Source organism: Luteimonas sp. Soil_C_16 (assembly GCF_057657295.1).
Map to the genome: position 1 here is coordinate 67,402 of NZ_JBDGIS010000007.1, position 18,439 is coordinate 85,840.

Annotated in this window: 6 protein-coding genes and 2 tRNA genes; 1 reads left to right on the forward strand and 7 read right to left on the reverse strand. The window is 66.3% G+C overall.

The window, feature by feature from the left end:
• Nucleotides 1–24 precede the first annotated feature (24 nt).
• The 4 genes from AC3A5T_RS13635 to uvrB all read right to left on the reverse strand — a co-directional run bounded on the left by AC3A5T_RS13635 (nucleotide 25) and on the right by uvrB (nucleotide 11,461).
• Complete coding sequence (locus tag AC3A5T_RS13635) at nucleotides 25–249, reverse strand: hypothetical protein (protein ID WP_487629034.1); 225 nt, start codon at nucleotides 247–249, stop codon at nucleotides 25–27.
• Nucleotides 249–8,969 carry a glycoside hydrolase family 94 protein gene (locus AC3A5T_RS13640; protein WP_487629035.1) on the reverse strand — a complete coding sequence of 2,907 codons (8,721 nt, stop codon included), beginning with the start codon at nucleotides 8,967–8,969 and terminating at the stop codon, nucleotides 249–251. The genes AC3A5T_RS13635 and AC3A5T_RS13640 overlap by 1 nt, the downstream gene beginning before the upstream one ends.
• 326 nt (nucleotides 8,970–9,295) lie before the next feature.
• A tRNA-Val gene (locus AC3A5T_RS13645) sits at nucleotides 9,296–9,370 on the reverse strand.
• Nucleotides 9,371–9,427: 57 nt separating this feature from the next.
• Nucleotides 9,428–11,461 carry an excinuclease ABC subunit UvrB gene (gene uvrB, locus AC3A5T_RS13650; protein ID WP_487629036.1) on the reverse strand — a complete coding sequence of 678 codons (2,034 nt, stop codon included), beginning with the start codon at nucleotides 11,459–11,461 and terminating at the stop codon, nucleotides 9,428–9,430.
• 320 nt (nucleotides 11,462–11,781) lie between these two features.
• Here uvrB and AC3A5T_RS13655 point away from each other — a divergent pair, with 320 nt between their 5' ends.
• Nucleotides 11,782–12,309 carry a GspH/FimT family pseudopilin gene (locus AC3A5T_RS13655; protein ID WP_487629037.1) on the forward strand — a complete coding sequence of 176 codons (528 nt, stop codon included), beginning with the start codon at nucleotides 11,782–11,784 and terminating at the stop codon, nucleotides 12,307–12,309.
• Between the two features lie 94 nt (nucleotides 12,310–12,403).
• Here AC3A5T_RS13655 and AC3A5T_RS13660 read toward each other — a convergent pair.
• The 3 genes from AC3A5T_RS13660 to AC3A5T_RS13670 all read right to left on the reverse strand — a co-directional run bounded on the left by AC3A5T_RS13660 (nucleotide 12,404) and on the right by AC3A5T_RS13670 (nucleotide 18,434).
• Nucleotides 12,404–12,480: transfer RNA gene (locus tag AC3A5T_RS13660), tRNA-Asn, on the reverse strand.
• Between the two features lie 93 nt (nucleotides 12,481–12,573).
• Entirely contained in the window at nucleotides 12,574–13,032 is a 459-nt protein-coding gene (locus AC3A5T_RS13665) for a type IV pilin protein (protein ID WP_487629038.1), read from the reverse strand.
• A complete protein-coding gene (locus AC3A5T_RS13670; RefSeq protein ID WP_487629039.1) occupies nucleotides 13,029–18,434 on the reverse strand; it encodes a pilus assembly protein in 5,406 nt (1,801 codons plus the stop codon). Before AC3A5T_RS13670 ends, AC3A5T_RS13665 begins: the two co-directional genes overlap by 4 nt.
• Nucleotides 18,435–18,439: the final 5 nt, after the last annotated feature.

The following is an 18,439-nucleotide window of genomic DNA, read 5'->3' on the forward strand; positions in this document are numbered from 1 at the left end:
GCCCGAAAGCCGCCCCTATTTCGTTCAACGACCGCCGGGTCGTACGCAGCCCGCGTTGGCGAGCATCGCCTGCAGACGCGCCTGCACCGCGGCGCGTTCGCCGTCGTCGCGAGCCCGCACGAGGATCTTCGCCGACAGTGCGTCGAACTGCTTCCAGAACGCGTCCGGCTCGCGCAGCTTCTCGCGCCAGACCGGGATCATGCCGGCCAGGGCATCGAGTGCGCTCTCGAGTTCGATGCGCAGTCCCATCAGTCCGCTCCGCCGGCGGGTCGACGCGGCCAGTGCAGCACGACCTCGTGCACCGCATCGTCGGTGTGTAGCGCGATCTGCAGATCGGCCTGCGCCTGACCGTCGAGCGTGAGCTTCGGCGACGCATCCGTGCGCGTGACTTCGATGCGATACACCGCCGCGCCGTGGCGCAACTGCATCCGGTAGCCGGGCCAGTCGTCGGGAACGCACGGCTCGATCCGCAACGTGTCACCGCGACGCTGCAGACCCAGCAGCGATTCACTGAGCAGCCGATACATCCAGCCCGCCGAACCGGTGTACCAGGTCCAGCCGCCACGCCCGACATGCGGCGCGACGCCGTAGACATCGGCCGCCATGACGTAAGGCTCGACCTTGTAGACCGCCGTGCCGGCGGCGTCTTCGGCGTGGTGCACCGGATTGATCATGCGCGCCAGTTCCCAGGCGCGCTCGCGATCGTCGAGCGCGGCGAACGCCATCGCCGTCCACACCGCTGCGTGCGTGTACTGGCCGCCGTTCTCGCGCACACCGGGCACGTAGCCGCGGATGTAGCCCGGATCGTGCGCGGTCTTGTCGAACGGCGGATCGAGCAGCTGGATCAGGCCGGCCTCGCGCTTGACCAGATGCGTGTCGAGCGCGGTCATCGCCTGACGCGCGCGTGCCGGTTCGGCAGCGCCCGACAGCACGGACCAACTCTGCGAGATCGAGTCGATCCGGCACTCGTCGCTGGACTGCGAGCCGATCGGCGTGCCGTCGTCGAACCAGGCGCGCCGGTACCAGCCGCCGTCCCAGGCTTCGGCTTCGAGATTGGCCCGCAGGCGCTCCCCCGCCGCGACGCACGTCGCCGCGAACGTGGCATCGCCGCGCCCCGTCGCCACCGGAATGAAGCGCTGCAGCACGTCGTAGAGGAAGAAGCCCAGCCACACGCTTTCGCCGCGGCCGCCCTCGCCCACCCGGTTCATGCCGTCGTTCCAGTCGCCAGTGCCGATCAGCGGCAGGCCGCGTTCGCCGACCAGCGCCATGCCGCGCTCCAGCGCGAGCACGCAGTGGTCGTAGAACGACTGCACGCGACCCGACGTCACCGGCAGATCGTAGTACGACTCCTCGTCGGCATTGACCAGGCGGCCCTCGATGAAACCGACGCGCTCGTCGAGCACGCTGGCGTCGCCGGTGACTTCCAGATAGCGGCAGGCCGCGAGCGGCAGCCACAGGTAGTCGTCGGAGCAGCGCGTGCGCACGCCGCGATCGGCCGGCGGATGCCACCAGTGCAGCACGTCGCCCTGCGGGAACTGGTGCTCGGCGCTGAGCAGCAGATGCGCGCGGGTCAGCGCCGGCATCGCATACACGGTCGCCATCGTGTCCTGCAACTGGTCGCGGAACCCGAACGCGCCGCCGGACTGGTAGTAACCGCTGCGCGCGACGTAGCGGCAGGCCAGCGTCTGGTACAGCAGCCAGCCGTTGACCAGCAAATCGGTCGCCGGCTCGGGGGTTTCCACCCGCACCGCGCCGAGCGTCTGCAGCCAGTGCAGACGCACGCCGTCGAGCGCATCGTGCGCCGGCATCGAGCCGCGCAGCGAAGCCGCCAGTTGCAGCGCGGCGTGCATGTCGTCGCCGATGCCGAGCCGGAACACGGTTTCGGTCGCCTGCTCGGGCGCGAGATCCACCAGCACCTGGATCGCGGTGCACGGGTCCAGCCCCGCGCCGAGACGGCCCGACAGGCGCTCGCGACGCAGCGCATCGGGATCACGCAGGCTGCCGTTGCGGCCGAGGAATTCGCCGCGGTCGGCGGTGAACGTGCGGCGGTCGCCATCGACATCGAAGAACGCGACCCGTCCGCCGAACTCGGTGTTGTAGGGATTGCGGGCGGTCAGCATGCCGGTCGCGGCATCCTGCTCGGTGACCACGTGCATCTGCGATTTCACCCGGATATCGCCGAGCACCCACTCCACGTAGCCGGTTGCCGACAGCCGGCGCGCACGTCCGGACAGGTTGCGCAGCTTCAGCACCGAGAACTTCACCGCATCGCGCAGGCCGACGTAGATCCACAGCTCGCTGGCGATGCCGTCCTCGACATGCTCGTAGACGCTGTAGCCGAAACCGTGGCGCGTGCGATACGCACCGCGGCCGCGCATCGGCAGCGGCATCGGCGACCACACATGACCGCTCTCCTCGTCGCGCAGGTAGAACGCCTCGCCGCCGGTGTCGGATACCGGATCGTTGTGCCACGGCGTCAGGCGGAACTCGTGCGCGTTCTCGAACCAGGTGTAGCCCGGCCCGCTCTCGCTGACCACGCTGCCGAGCTTGGCGTTCGCCATGACGTTCGACCACGGCGCGGGCGTGGTCGCGTCGTCGTCGAGCACGATCACGTACTCGCGGCCGTCGGCGGCGAATGCGCCGAGGCCGTTGTCGAACAGCACCGCGTCGGCAACCGCTTCGAACGGCCACGGGTCCTCGTCGTGCGCGTCGGCGTCGCGGGACGGCGGCAGGCCATGGAACCCGGCAACCGGCGCGACGGGACCGCCCTCGCCCTCGTCCACGGGCGGCGTGCTCGCGACCAGCAACGGCGTACTGCGCGCTGGCGTCACGTGACGCGCGACCTGCGCGGCCAGCGTGCCGTACTGGTCGCCCACGATCACCCGCGCCACCGACTGGATCAGGATGCGGTCTTCCTGCGAGATCTGCTGCGCCGGCCGCACGAAAATGCCGCCGGGACGGTCGAGCACATTGCCCTCGGGGCCCGCCGAGACGAGGCCGAGAATCTGTTCCTGCAGTTCCTGCCGGTAGCCGACCTGGTCCTCGTTCCAGATCACCAGATCGACCTGCAGGCCCTTGAGGCGCCAGTACGCGTGCGCCTGCACCATCTGCCGCACAAGCTCGATGTTTTCCGCGGCGGCGATCTGCACCAGCACGATCGGCAGATCGCCCGAGATCGAATGGCCCCACAGCCCCGATTGTCCGCGACGGTTCTGCAGCAGCACGGCGCTGTCGGCGCGCAGGAAGGCATGCGAGAACGTCAGCAGCCCGGCGATGCGCTCGTACAGCTGCGCGTCGCCCTGGGTGGCATTGATCTGGCGGCGCACGACCTGGCTGTGGGTCCAGGCCAGATCGAACACACGATCGGCGAGACGCCGGTCGCGATACTTGTCGAGCAGCGACGCGCATGCATCACGATCGCCGCCGGCGCCGGTGACGAGATCGAGAACCGCGGTCTGCTCCGGCGCCAGGGTGATCCGCACGCGGATCGCGACCACCGGGTCGAGCACCGAGCCCGCGGTATCGGACAGCGGCCCGTTCCGGCGCATCGCCAGCGGATCGCGTGGCGTGCGGCCGCGGCCGACGAAGCGCGCGCGGTCGGTCTCGTAGGAAATCGCCTCGATGTCCGCATTGTGCGCGGCGACGAGATGGAACATCCACGGCGGGATTTCGTCGTGCGCACGCGGGCGCCGCGTGCACAGCAGCGCCTGCTTGTCGCGCACGATCTCGGTCTGCACGAACAGGTTGCTGAAGGCCGGGTGCAGCTCGTCGGCGATGGCCGGCGCCAGCACCACTTCGGCATAGGTCGTGATCTCGATCGTGCGCGGGCGGCGCGAGCGGTTGCTCAGGCGCAGACGCCGCAGCTCGATGTCGTCCTCGGCCGAGATCGCGATTTCCAGATGCGTCTCGATGCCGCGCCGGCGACCGCGGAACTCGGCCTTGGCGTCGGAGAAGATCGCCTCGTAATGCTCGACCGGCACGCAGGTCGGCTGGTGCGCGGCCGACCACACGTCGCCGTTCTCGACATCCTGCAGATAGCAGAAGCTGCCCCAGTGATCGCGCGTGCCGTCCTCGCGCCAGCGGACCACGGCCATGTCGTGCTGGCGCAGATAGCCGCCGCCGGCACTGGTGAGCAGCGCATGCATGCGCCCGTTCGACAGCATCTGCACGGCAGGCCGCGTGGTGTCGGGCGTGCGGAATACGCGCAACTGGGTCTCATCGCCGGCGCTGCTGGTGCGCACGCCGACCGATTCGACCTCGTGCGGCCGGAACACGCCGGTACGCGGCACACGTTCCTGCAGCAGCAGCAACGTGGCCTGGAACTCGGCGTCGGCGACGAAGCGCTTCTGCATCGGCTGCTCGCGCAGCAGGTGATCGAGCGCGAGGAACCCCATGCCCTGGTGATGCGCCATGAACGAGCGCACCACCGCATGGGTCTGTCCGCGCGGCAGGCGCGAGGGCGTGAAATCGATCGCCTCGAACAGGCCGAAACGCCCGGAGAAACCGGCCGCATCGAGCCGCTGCAGGTTCTGCGTCGCCGCTTCCGGCGCGACCATCAGCGCCATCATCGTCGCGTAGGGCGCGATCACCAGATCCTCGCCGAGTCCACGCTTGAGCCCGAGCCCCGGCACGCCGAACGCGCGGTACTGGTAGTTCATGCGCGTGTCGACGGTGTTGTAGCCGGATTCCGAAATGCCCCACGGCACATCGTGCTGACGGCCGTAGGCGATCTGCGCCTGCACCGCGTGACGCGCGGTCTGGTCGAGCAGCGTGTCCGGATAGCTGGGCATCACCAGCTGCGGCATCAGGTACTCGAACATCGAGCCGCTCCACGACAGCAGTGTCGCGTCGCCGTCGACCTCGGTCAGCAGGCGGCCGAGTGCGAACCAGGTGTCCTGCGGCAGCTGGCCCTGCGCGACCGCGACGAAGCTGCACAGACGGGCTTCGGAGGCGAGCAGATCGTAGTGGCCCTGATCGAGGCGGCGGTTGTCGACGTCGTAACCGATCGACAGCAGATGCCGCGCACGGTCGTAGAGGAACCCGTACTCCATCAGCGAGAACTGGCCTGCGACGTGCGCCAGACGTTCAAGCTCGTGGACCTGCGCGCAGGCCCGGGCGCGCACGTCCGCTGCGATGCCGGGCGCGCACAGCGCCCGCAGGGACGGCACGCCGTCCTCCGCGGTCAGGCTGCCGGATGGCGCGGTCGGTGCCGGCAGACAGGCTGCCAGCGCCTGCCGCGCATGCTCGCAGGCCTCGATCAGGCGCGCCGACCAGTGCGCCGGTGCATCCTCAAGCGGATCGTAAGTGTCGACCGGTGGCGACAGCGCAGCCAGCGGCAATGCGAGCGCCGCCAGGGCGTCTACCGTCGCCAGCGCATCGCGCACGGTGTCCGGCGGCGTGGCCAGCGCGACCGCGAGCCGCGACTCGAAGGCATCGATCGCGACCTGCCAGGCGCGATCCGGATGGTCCTGCACGTCGTGCAGTCCACGCAGCACGCCCAGCGTGTGCGCCAGACCCGCAAAGGTCTGCGGCGCGAGCACCGGTGCGTCGATCAGGCCGAGCAGGCCCTGCCGCAGGGTCAGCAGATGCCCGGCGAGATTGCCGCTGTCGACGGTGGAGATGTAGCGCGGCGGCAACGGTGCCAGCGTCTCGGTGTCGTACCAGTTGTAGAAGTGCCCGCGGTGGCGCTCCATGCGATCGAGCGTGGCGAACACGCGCTGCGTGCACTGGACCACGGCGGCAGTCTGCAGATAACCGAAATCCCAGGCACCCAGATTCGCCAGCAGCGACAGGCCGATGTTGGTCGGCGACGTGCGGCGTGCGACCACCAGCGACGGATGCTCCTGGATGTTGTCCGGCGGCAGCCAGTGATCTTCTTCGCGGATGTTGACCTCGAAGAATGCCCAGGTGCGCCGCGCCAGGCGGCCGAGGAAATCCAGCTGCAGCGTCGACAGTTGCGCGCTGCGCTGCGGCGGCGCGCGACCCAGCCACGCCATCAGCAGCGGCGAGACGGCCCACAGCGCCAGCAGCGGACCGGCGACCCACAGCGCTGCGGGATTCGTGCGCAGGACCAGCAGCGCGATCAGCAGCGAGAGCACCGGTGCGCCCCACATGCCGCGCAGTTCCGCGGCCATGCCGCTGCCGAGCGAACGCTCGACCTCGCTCGACGGATTCCACTGCAGCAGATGTCGGCGCGTCACCAGCGTGCGCCACAGGGTCAGCGCGATCGCCGACAGGCTGAACATCGCCTCGTACGGCAGACACGCGAAGTTGACCGCCGCGCGCACGAGGCCGCGACCGGTCGCATCGCCGACCTGCAGCAGATGCGTGTCCAGGCGCATGTCCGCCGGCTTCGACAGCAGATCGCGCAGGGCCGGAATCAGCACCGGCGCGAAGAACACCGTCAGCAGCCAGAACGTCCATGCCAGCGGCGCGGCGAGCGTGGCCCAGCCGAAGACCAGAAGTACAAGGGCCGCGGCGGGCACCAGACTGCGCCGCAGGTTGTCGAGCAGCTTGCCGCGCGACAGCCACGACAGGGGATTGCGCACGGTGCCGTCGCGCGCGGTCGGCACCCAGGGCATCACCCACGGCAGCAGCTGCCAGTCGCCGCGGATCCAGCGATGACGACGCTTGACGTCGGCGGCGTAGCGCGCTGGATAGTCCTCGTACAGACGCACGTCGCTGACCAGACCGGCGCGCGCATGACAGCCTTCGAGCAGGTCGTGGCTGAGGATGCGGTTGTCGGGGAAGCGTCCGTGCAGCGCGCGCTCGAACGCGTCGACGTCGTAGATGCCCTTGCCGACGAAGGAGCCTTCGCCGAACAGATCCTGGTACACGTCCGAGACGGTGCGGGTGTACGGATCGATGCCCGGCTCGCTGCCGTACATGCGCGCATAGCGGCTGATGCGGCGGCCACTGAAACTGCTGCCGACGCTCGGCTGCAGGATGCCGTAGCCGCGGGTCACGCGATTGCGCCTGGGATCGAACACCGCGCGATTGAGCGGATGCGCCAGCGTGCCGACGAAGGCCCGTGCGGCATCGCGCGGCAGTCGCGTGTCGGTGTCGAGGGTGATCACGTAGCGCACGTTGGCCAGCACGTCCGTGCGGCCGACGATCTGCTGGAATGCACCCGTGCCGGCGCCGCGCAGGAAGCCGTTCAACGCGGCCAGCTTGCCGCGCTTGCGCTCCTCGCCGATCCAGCGCCCCTCGCCCGCATTCCAGCTGCGCGGTCGATGGAACAGGAAGAACCGGTCGCCGCCGGGCGCGGGACTGTCGGCCAGATAGCGCTGGTTGAGGCCGGCGATCAGCGCCGACGCATGCGCCAGCACCGCCGCATCGCCGGGCAATGTCTGCTGATCGGCATCGAGATCGTCGCTCAGCAGCGCGAAGTGCAGATGCGGATCGCGATTGGCGAGGAATCGCACCTCCAGCCCTTCGACCAGCGCATCGACCGTGGCGATGTCGCCGAACATGCACGGCACGACGACCAGCGTGCGCTCGGTCGCCGGCAGGCCGAGCGAGAAATCCAGTCGCGGCAGCGGCTTCGGCGCCACGATGACCGTGGCCAGCCAGTTGGTCAGGGCGATCCCGAGTTCGCTGAACACCAGCAGGCCCAGCAGGACCAGCACCCACGTCGGCGCCCAGGGCACCAGATGCGCACCCGACTGCCCGACGAGGCCGGTCGTCGCCAGGGCAACGACGACCGCGATCATCGTCAGATAGACGGGCAACGGCACCGTGCGCGGTGCCACGTGCGCCTTGCGGTGGCCGTGCGCGGATGCGAGCGTTTCGACCGTGCGGTCGATGCCGTCGTCGACGAGGTAGTAGCCGACGTGCGCTTCGATGCTGTCGACCGGATGCGCCTGCGCCAGTTGCACCGTGGTCTGCGCGACCTGCACTTCGCTGGCGCCGGAGCGCCTGGCGAGCGTCTCGACCGCATGGCGGTAATGATCGCGGGTGGCGAAATCCATCAGGCCGTAGGTCGCGCCCGGGTCTTCGCGCAACGCCGCATCGACCAGGCTCATGGTCTCGACATATTCGCGCCAGTCCATGTTCGCGAGGAAGCGCAGGCTGCCGATGCTGTTGCCGATCGACACCTGGTCGGCGGCCTGCTGCTGGCTTTCGGCATGGACCAGCGCCTCGATGCGCAGGCCGCTGTCGGTCAGCCACTGCTCGATCCACGTCAGCGGCATCGTCAGCAGTGCGCCGCGACCATGCAGGCCACGCGTCAGTTCGGCGACGAACGCACCGGTGGCCGGCGGCTGGCTGCGCGCCATGTCGGCGACGACGAGCACGACGTCCTTCGGCGATTCGGCAGCCGTGGCATTCAGACGCTCCGCCCATCGGCGCGCGCGACGATGGTCGCGCCCGTCGCGGATCACGCCCGCCGCCATGCGCCGCAGGTTCTCCAGCACCGCGAGGCGCAGCATGATCGGAATCGCCCACAGCTCGCCGAGCGTCAGTGGCGTCACCGACTGGTAGGCCGCGACGAAGCGGCTCAGCGTGACGGCGTCCACCTGGCCGTCGCCGTGCGCGACCGCTTCCATCGCGAGGTCATAGACGCGCGGCAGACCCGCCGATGCGCCTTTCGACAACGCCGGCAGCTCGCGGCTGTAGCCCTTGGGCAGATGGCGCCGCGCCAGACGCACCTGCTCTTCGATCAGGTGATAGTTGTCGAGCAGCCACTCGCCGGCCGGGGTGATCCGGATGTCGTCGCGCACCATCAGCGACAGGAACGTGCGCGCGTCTTCGAGCAGCGCGGCGTTGTCGCTGAGTCGTGCGAGCAGGCGGTCCGGCACGCGGCCGGTATGGATGCGATGCGTCAGCGCGAGCGCCTTGCCGTGCAGTTCCATCTGCTCGGCGCTGAAGAGCTGGGCGCGGATCGGCGCTTCGGATGCGAGGTCAGCAGACGTGACCGGGTGCGACAACAGTCCGAACCGACGGCGCAGACGCGCCCAGCGGCGGGACATCCTCGAAACAGGGTGCATGGAGGATCCTGTCAAGCCGGCGGCCTGCTTGCCGCTAGGCTGCGCCTCGACCGCCCGCGGCGGCGTGATGAAGACAGGTGCATGGAAGGCCGACGATCAGGCGCTGCGGCGCGAATGGAAGGACCTCGGGCGATGGGTCCGCCGGATCGCCAGACACGCGAATGCGACCGAAGCATCGGTCTTCTGGATTCGAAACGGATCCGGCGTGACGGGGCGCTCGGCCAACACTGCGTCACATCGGCGCGGAGACGATCTCCATCCACGCCGGAACTTCGTTCCACCTCACCCGTTGCATCCAGGGTTCAAGGTGGTGGGCGGTACAGGGTTCGAACCTGTGACCCCTACCATGTCAAGGTAGTGCTCTACCGCTGAGCTAACCGCCCGAAGGGTGCGAATCATACACCGGATTCGCGCATTGTCGAATACCCGCGCGCAAATTTTTATCGGACCAGGCTGGCGTCCTTGATCTGGCGGATCTGGTCGCGGATGCGGCCGGCGGCCTCGAACTCCAGATCGCGCGCGTGCTGGTACATCTGCTGCTCCAGCGTCTTCAGGCGCGCGGCCAGCTTCTCCGGCGACAGCGCGCTGTAATCCTCGGCCGGCTCGGCGACCTTGCGGCTCTTGCCACGCCCCTTCTTCTCCGTCTCGGGCTCGGCGCGGGCGCCTTCCATGATGTCGTCGATCGCACGCGCCACCGACGTCGGCGTGATGCCGTGCTCGGCGTTGTACTCGACCTGCTTGGCCCGGCGACGGTCGGTCTCGTCGAGCGCCATCTGCATCGAGTTGGTGACGCGGTCGGCGTAGAGGATCGCCTTGCCGCGCAGGTTGCGCGCCGCGCGGCCGATGGTCTGGATCAGCGAGCCACCCGAACGCAGGAAGCCTTCCTTGTCCGCATCGAGAATCGCAACCAGCGACACCTCGGGCATGTCCAGACCTTCGCGCAGCAGGTTGATGCCCACCAGCACGTCGAACTTGCCCAGACGCAGGTCACGGATGATCTCCACGCGCTCGACGGTGTCGATGTCCGAGTGCAGGTAACGCACCTTGATGTCGTGCTCGCCGAGATATTCGGTGAGGTTCTCGGCCATGCGCTTGGTCAGCACGGTGATCAGCACGCGGTCGCCCATCTCGACCCGCTCGCGGATCTCGCCGAGCACATCGTCGACCTGGCTGGCGACCGGGCGGATCTCGACCTGCGGATCGATCAGGCCGGTCGGTCGCACCACCAGTTCGGTGATCTGCCCTTCCGATTTATCCAGCTCGTACTTGCCGGGCGTCGCCGACACGAAGATCGCGCGCGGCGCGCGCCCTTCCCACTCTTCGAACTTCAGCGGCCGGTTGTCCATCGCCGACGGCAGGCGGAAGCCGAAGTTCACCAGCGTTTCCTTACGCGAGCGGTCGCCCTTGTACATCGCGCCGATCTGCGGAACGGTCACGTGCGACTCGTCGATCACCAGCAACGCATCAGGCGGCAGGTAATCGAACAGGCACGGCGGCGCTTCGCCGGGCATGCGCCCGGTCAGGTGCCGCGAATAGTTCTCCACGCCGTTGCAGTAGCCGACCTCGGCCATCATTTCCAGATCGAACTGGGTGCGCTGCTGCAGCCGCTGCGCCTCGACCAGCTTGTTCTCGGCATAGAACTGCTCCAGACGTGGCGGCAGTTCGGCCTTGATCGCCTCCACCGCTTCGAGCGTCGTGCGGCGCGTGGTGACGTAATGCGACTTCGGGTAGATCGTGTAGCGAGGAAGCGTGCGCTTGGTCTCGCCGGTCAGCGGGTCGAACTGGGTGATGCGCTCGATCTCGCCATCGAACAGCTCGATGCGCAGGGCGTCCATCTCGGACTCCGCCGGATGGATGTCGATGATCTCGCCGCGCACCCTGTAGGTACCGCGCCGCAGCTCGGTATCGTTGCGGCTGTACTGCATCTCGGTCAGGCGCCGGATGAGCTCGCGCTGGTCGATGCGCTCGCCGCGCACCATGTGCAGCACCATCCGGAAATACTCGTTCGGATCGCCGAGGCCGTAGATCGCCGACACCGAGCACACCACGATCGCATCGCGTCGCTCGAGCAAGGCCTTCGTCGCCGACAGCCGCATCTGCTCGATGTGCTCGTTCACCGAACTGTCCTTCTCGATGTACGTGTCCGACGACGGCACGTAGGCCTCGGGCTGGTAGTAGTCGTAGTAGCTGACGAAGTACTCGACCGCGTTGTGCGGAAAGAACGACTTGAACTCGCCGTAGAGCTGCGCCGCCAGCGTCTTGTTCGGCGCCATCACCAGCGTCGGCTTCTGCACCTGCTGGATCACGTTCGCGATCGTGTAAGTCTTGCCGGACCCCGTGACACCGAGCAGCGTCTGGTGCGCCAGCCCGGCCTCGAACCCCTCGACCAGCTTTTCGATCGCCTGCGGCTGATCACCCGCCGGCTGGTAGGGCGAGACGAGCTGGAACGCGGCGGGATGGATGACTTCGTTCATGGCGAGGGACGATCCGGGGAAGCACGGGACATGGGGACGAAAGTGGATGGCGACAACGTAGGCCCGATGCCACCAGCCAGTTGCGGTCAGGGCCCGGACATCCTCGCGATGCCATCGCTCACCGTAGCAGTGGGCGGTTTCCGACCGCCAAGCGGGACACCGGCCGGCTGCATCGCCGCAGGAACAGGCGGACTCTGAACGACCTGCAGGATCGCAGGTACCCGGTGCAGGACCTGAGACGGGCACAGCGAACGGACATGATGGGACGCTCGCAGCCGCACGCCGACGGCCCCGCCCAGCGACAGGACAAGGATGTCCGCATGCGGCAGCAACATGGACTCACCCTCATCGAGCTGATGACCACGCTCGTCATCCTCGCGCTGCTCGGCACGTTCGGACTCTCGGCATTTGCCGAGACACTGGCCCGGCAGCGGGTCCAGACCACTCTGCACCTGATCAGCGCGGACCTCGCAATGGCGCGCGGCACGGCGATCATGCGCCGGAACCAGGTCGTCGCCTGCCCCGGCGATGCCCTGCTCGGCTGCCGCTCGGACGCCGACTGGAGCCATGGCTGGATCGTCTTCACCGATCCCGACGGCAACCGTCAGCCCGACACGGACGACGACCTCATCCGGGTCGCCAACGCGCCATCCGGCGCGCCGCAGAGCATCCGCCTCGCATCGACCAGAGCCTTCGTCCGCTATCAGCGCGACGGGCGCAGCGCAGGCACCAACATGACCGTCAACGTCTGCCGCGGTGACGCGCTGGGCGGGCAGGTGGTGGTCAACAATCTCGGGCGCGTGCGGAGCGCGCGGCCTGCGCGCCAGCAACCGTGCCCGATCAGATGATGCAGAGCCCGATCTGCTGCGGACACGCTGGTCGAAACACCCACATGAGAGCCGCAACAAAAAAGGCCCGCATTTCTGCGGACCTTCTGATGTTTGGCGCCCGAAGTTGGACTCGAACCAACGACCCCCTGATTAACAGTCAAGTGCTCTAACCGGCTGAGCTATTCGGGCGGGGAGCCGTATTCTAAACGGTTCGCGACGATGGTCAAGCGCTCGTGTTCGGTCACTCGATGCCGCTAGACATGAAGATGTCTCGCCGAGTCTTTACCAGCAATCTGCCGCGGTACCAGTGGGCGCGGGAGATCCTTCGATAGATTTGGTGCCCGCATGGTTGAGCACCAGCGTCTTGCAACGAGTGTCTTTAGTCTGAGCACCCGTGGGCACCGCTTTCAACGTGAACGAAGTCGAATCTGTGACCAACCCGATCTCATACCTAGCCACACCTTGCCTTGGAGATTTCTCATCTAAAGAACTCAATGTGAAGTCCTGATATGAGCCATTGATCGTCCTGAAGCGTTCGGCCCTCTGCGCAATATCGAGAAGGTCCGCCTTCGCCTGCCCACGATGACCCTTGCGAATCGCATCTTGGTAAGCCGGCATCGCAATTGCGGCCAGAATCGCAATCACCGCCACGACGATCATCAATTCGATGAGCGTGAATCCGCTGGCCGGAGGGGGTGTCACCCGTCCAATGGGTTGTGGCGAGGAATGGGTATTCTTCATCGGATCTGCCGCCAGGATTGACGTCCGCAAGGACGGGGAAGGACGAACGCGCCCGGATACACGACGACTTGGCACTGCTCGAATGTGGGGCAGTCGACGCCTGGCGTGCAGGATCCCGGCGTCGGCGTTGTGATCGGAACGACCGGATTGATCGCGGCCACCGAGTTGCTCGTGACCGGAGCGCCGCCCTGGTTGATGCGGATTGCACCGCAATCGGCACCCGTGCACGCCGGTGTCTGCGACGGCAGGACTTGCACATTCGAGAGCGCACCCGAGCCCGACAGGAGGTCAAGCGCATACACGAAGTTGTCACCACCGGGATTACAACTGTCTTCCGACGGCGTGAACGTCGTGAAGAAGACGCGCCCGCTCTGGATGCGCGGCGTCGCGATGAACCGCTCGCCGACCGCGGAGTAGCTGGCCGGCTGGCCGGCCTGCGCCGTGTTGACCTGCAGGTCGAGATACCAGCCGCGTTTTGCGCCCGTACCGTTATAGATCACACGGGTCCGGCTGATGCTGCGCGTCGTATTCCCCCCCGAATCGGTCGTTCCGGTGATGGTCTGCACCTGGAGATCGCTGCGTCCGTTCGCAACCCGCGTTCCGTTGTCGAACACGGCGTAGAGCGACTGCACAGTCGGATTCGCAGGCACGTTGTTGTCGCCGGACGGACCACCGAACAGATAACGGCCCGTGCCGAAGTAGACCATCACGCCCGTGCCCGGCCCCGCAGTGATGCGCATGCCGCCGGTGATCGGCTGGCGCTCGCCGCTCGGCAACTCGGCTGTGAACAGCGGACGCCCGCTGTTCGAGACGTTCCACGCAGATGCGTCACCACTGCTGAGGTCGAACTTCCAGAGGTTGCCCTGCAGATCGCCGCCATAGATCGTATCGACCTTGCCGTTGCCCGACCTGTCGATCGCGGTCACCTGGCCCAGACCGTTGTAAGGCGAAGTCCCGAGCGCGTTGCACGTCCCCAGGTTGAGCAGGTCGCGCAAGCCGCACACCAATCCGCTCAGCAGGCCGCCTTGGCGTGCCGGCTGCCCGTCGTCGGCGGTGAGCTTGGCGATGACGGCGCCGGTCATAGCGTTGAGCACGTACAGCGAGGGATCACTGCGACGCCCACCATATCCGTTGCCGAAGATCACGCCCCACTGCCCGTTTTCCAGGGGCACGATCAGTGGCTTGCCATAGATGTGGCCGAGGTCGCCATCGACACTGTCGTTCCGCTCCCACAGGACGTTCGCGTCCGAAAAGCGTGTCGCAGACGTGGGATCGGTGGAGAACGACGAGATATCCAGCGCGAAGATCGAGCGCGCACCGCCGCCGGTCGACCCCACGAGTACGGTTTTCCACGCCGAACCCGCTGCACCGCTGCCGCTCTTGACGTCACCGATGCTGATCTGCCCATCGACAAAATAACGGTGTTCGTAACGCGCATCCTGCACGGGAATCTGCCCGAGATTGCCCAGTACGGCGTTCGGGATGAAGGCGAAAGCCTCGCGCCCTGCATTCGCACCCGCACAGGTCTGGGTCGGGTCGAGCGCGCACGGCGTCGTCGCAGCATTGAACGCATGCAGCATGCCGTCATTCGCGCCGACATAGGCAACCGCCGGGCGAGTCCGCTTTATGTCCAGATACCCGGTGCCATCCGTATTGCTTGCATAGCCGGCAAACATCGCGTCCGAGGTCTGACGGAAGACGTTTCCATAACCGAGATCGGAGCGCGGGGCTGCAACCACCGGCTCTGAGTTGACGATGCTCCCGATCACAGAGCTGCGGGCACGCAGCGTAGCGCCTGTACCACGCCCCAGTTCACGACTCTGATCACCACGCAGGTAGGCAACGAAATCGTCTGCCGTGTAAGCGCCGCTGCCGTAGTCGCCATTGGAAAGACGCGCAGCGGTGATGCCCAGCTTGCCAAGCTGGTCGGCATTCGTGGTGCCCAGGTTCGCTGCCTGGAATTCCGCCTTCGTCACACCAGTACTTGCCGTACTGGTGCCGTCACGCACGTTGGTGATCGTGCGCACATTGCGCGAAGCAGCTGCCGGCAATTGTGCGCGTGCGTTCCACAGCGAGCTGCCAAGCGTCCCGTCCGCACGCAACGCGATTGCAGTCAGATTGCCGGTCCAATCCTTGCCATTGCGGTCGCGCTGGAAAGTCGGCTGCAGCGTGAAAGACTCCGCACCGATGCGCGCGCCGACAATCGTGCGGCTACCCGCGTCGAGTCCTCGGCTCGCGATGTCGTCGAACGCCTTGGCCAACTGGTTGCGCAGATTCAGCGGGTTGGTGACCAGGAAGTAATTGTCCGGATTGCCCGCACCCGGTGTGCCGGGTGCGCTGGTGTCCCAGTTGGCCGGATCGGGCGCGCCGTACTTTGCGGCATACCAGAGCGGATCGCGCAGCTGGATTGCGCTCGCGCCGGAAGAAGAGGGTGTGAACGTGCGTTCGGAACGAAGCGGCAGCTGCTGGTTACAGGCACCAGTCGACACGCCCCGGCAACCGCCAGGAGCGACACCGGGCGGCGTGTTGAGGTCGTACGGCCGGAACGAGCCGGCCGTCGAGTCCGAGTCACGCACCACCAGATAGATGCCATCCTGCGTCGTGCCGGAGAGCACGTACCCCATGTTCTGGTCCGCGCTGCCTGCGGCGTACTCGGATGTCAGATTGACCGATATCGTGTTGTTGGCGTTCGCGGCGACCTCGTACCGGACGATCGCGTCCATGTCGTGGTCATTGCCCTGCTCGACGTCCTCGTAGTTGATACGGAATACGGCATAGGGCCGCCCGCCGTTCACCGTGGTGTTGACCGGGGTACCGGGGAAGTTCTCGATCGTCTCGACGTAGAAATCCACGATCGTGTTGGTCGGCTTACGCGCGCCACCACCAAACGTGCCGCTCGCGGTTTTTGCGAAAGGCAGCAGCGTGACCGTCCGACCGCCGACCGGGAACTCGATGCGTGGCAGCGGAGACGCCAGCGCGATCGAGTAAGTACTCAAGCGCACGTCCGGATCGGCTGCTGCGTTGAGCGAGTTGTTGCGACCGAAGCGCGCGACGCTGGCGGAGTAGTAAGTGCCGCCCTTGCTCGGCTCTTCCGGCGAAAGGCCGCGGATGTTCCCCATGCTCGACACCGACTTTGCGGTCGGCGCGCCGTCAACTACAGCGGTTCCTACCTGCCCGATGAAGACATCGCGCTGACCGCCGTACTCCGCGTTCCAGATCGTCTGCCCCTCGGCTGATGCACTGAAACCGGGCACCGCGGCATCTGCCGGGAAGGTGCCGAATGCGCTGCCCGGCATCTGGCCGTCGTAGCTCGGGTTGATGTCGCTGATGACGGTCTGGTACGGACGTGAGCACGCCGGATACCCGAGCCCGCGCGACTGGGACGTCGAGTAAGGATCGCGCCACTGGGGTTCGGGCAAGCCCAGGAACTCGTCCTCGGCATTGCCGTTCGTATTGCCGCGCGCGGTGAATCGCGCGGTGCCTTCATTTGCGCCGGCGAAGTAACGCATGCTTTCGAACAGCATTTCACCGATCGGATTACCCCACATACGGCATTCGCCGTTTGCCAGATCGCGATCGCCTTGCGAGGGACAGTTCTGCCCGATGTTGGTTCCGATCCATGACCGGTTGGCCCAGTTCCAGTTCGAATCACCACCCGAATTGTCCTGGACACTGCTGTCGTATCCACCGCCGATCATGCGCAACCGATCGATGCTTCGCGCAATGCCGGGCTGCCCGTTCACAGACCGGAAGCGACCAGAGCGAGGATCGACCTCATCAGCAAAGCTGGAAATGTTCCGGCGTAAAAGACCGCCTTCAAGATTGTTTCGTTGCGAGCCGGTGATCAGCCCGAAGTACATCTTGTTCGACTCGCCGTAGTCATGCAGGATGCCCGTCGGCTTGACACTGCCATCGGGATACACCTTGCAGCTCGTATCCTGAAGCTGGGGGCGGTCGGGCGGACACGCCAGAACACGAACGTAGTAGTCGTCGCGGGTGGCCCCGCCGACGGATTGCGCCAGGTTGTAGACCGTTCTCGTGACATCCTGAAGGCGCATATTGCTGACATTGCTGGTGCTGATCGTGCGCCACGCGCCACAGACGATCAGCAGCGTGCAGTCGCGCACCTGCAACTGGTAGCCCTCGCTACCGTTCGCTTCCTCGTGCCGGAACTTGAACGTGTATTCCGTATTCGAGGACAGAATGATGTTCGGGCTGATCTGCGTGCCCGCACATGCAGCGCCGAACCCGCGGCCGTTGTAACAACCGATCTGGCTTCCCGGCACCAGATTGCCGTTCGGGCTGTAGAGAGCGAAATCGATCGCGTCGTCACCATCGACCTTGAACTGGTAAGCGGCTGCCATTCCGCCACCGCCGACCGTTCGCAGGACACCCGTGAAAATGGTCAGGAAGTTGTCCTGACTGCCATACGGATTGCAGTTGTTGCCGTTGCAGTCGATCTGATTGACGCTGCCGCTGCCCAGAAGATTCGCGGGCACCGCGCGAGACGTTTCCATGGCGTCGAACTGGCTGCGATTCGCGGGATGCCCGGGATGACCCGCCGTGCTGCCACCGGCGCCGACACAGTCGACGCGCTGATTGCTCTCGGTGAAACACCGGTTGCCCGCGACAGGACCCTCGATCGACAACCAGTTCCAGACACGGAATGGCGAGTTCTTCAGTACACGCAGCATCGGCGCCTGGTACGCCGGAAATGGCGAGGCGCTATCGGTCAGGGTCGTGACGGCGAACAGATGATATCGACCGGCCGGCGGCGCACTCAACGGCGCGTAGTTCGCGATGTTGTAGCCGTCACGCTCGAGGCTCTGGTATTCCTTGCCCCAGCTGTGCGCATCCTGCGGAAAGAACGCGCCCTGCAAGACGGTTTCGTTATCGTCTACCTGACGGAAACCGCCGTACAGCACGCGGCGCAGCGCGTCCATGCGGGAGGTGGAAAGATAGTTGAGGAAATCGCCACTCCACTGCTGCCCGTTGCAGGTTTTGTCGGCCGCCGCGGCGACGGCAACGAAACGGGTCGACTGCCACGTGTAACAGGCGTAGGAGTTGAAGTAACCGTAATAGTCGATTTTGAACCGCGAAATGCCATCCTCAGTCGGCGCGGGCTGCTTGCGTTCCCACCCCTTGTATCCGACATCGATGACTCCATCGCCGTCGAGGTCCGATGCATCGTTGTAGGCCTCGTAATAGATCTTGTGATCCTTGCCCATCACCAGCATGTTCAGGGGCGGCACCGCATCGCGCATGTAGAGCGGCGACTGCGCGATCGGCGGCGGCGCCCCGGCGAAAAACGCCGGATCGGACCTGAGCGAAAGGCTGAATAGGCCGACGCCCAACAGCAGCAGGCCGGCTGTCCCATATCGAAGGAGCGTGTCTGACTTCATCTGGC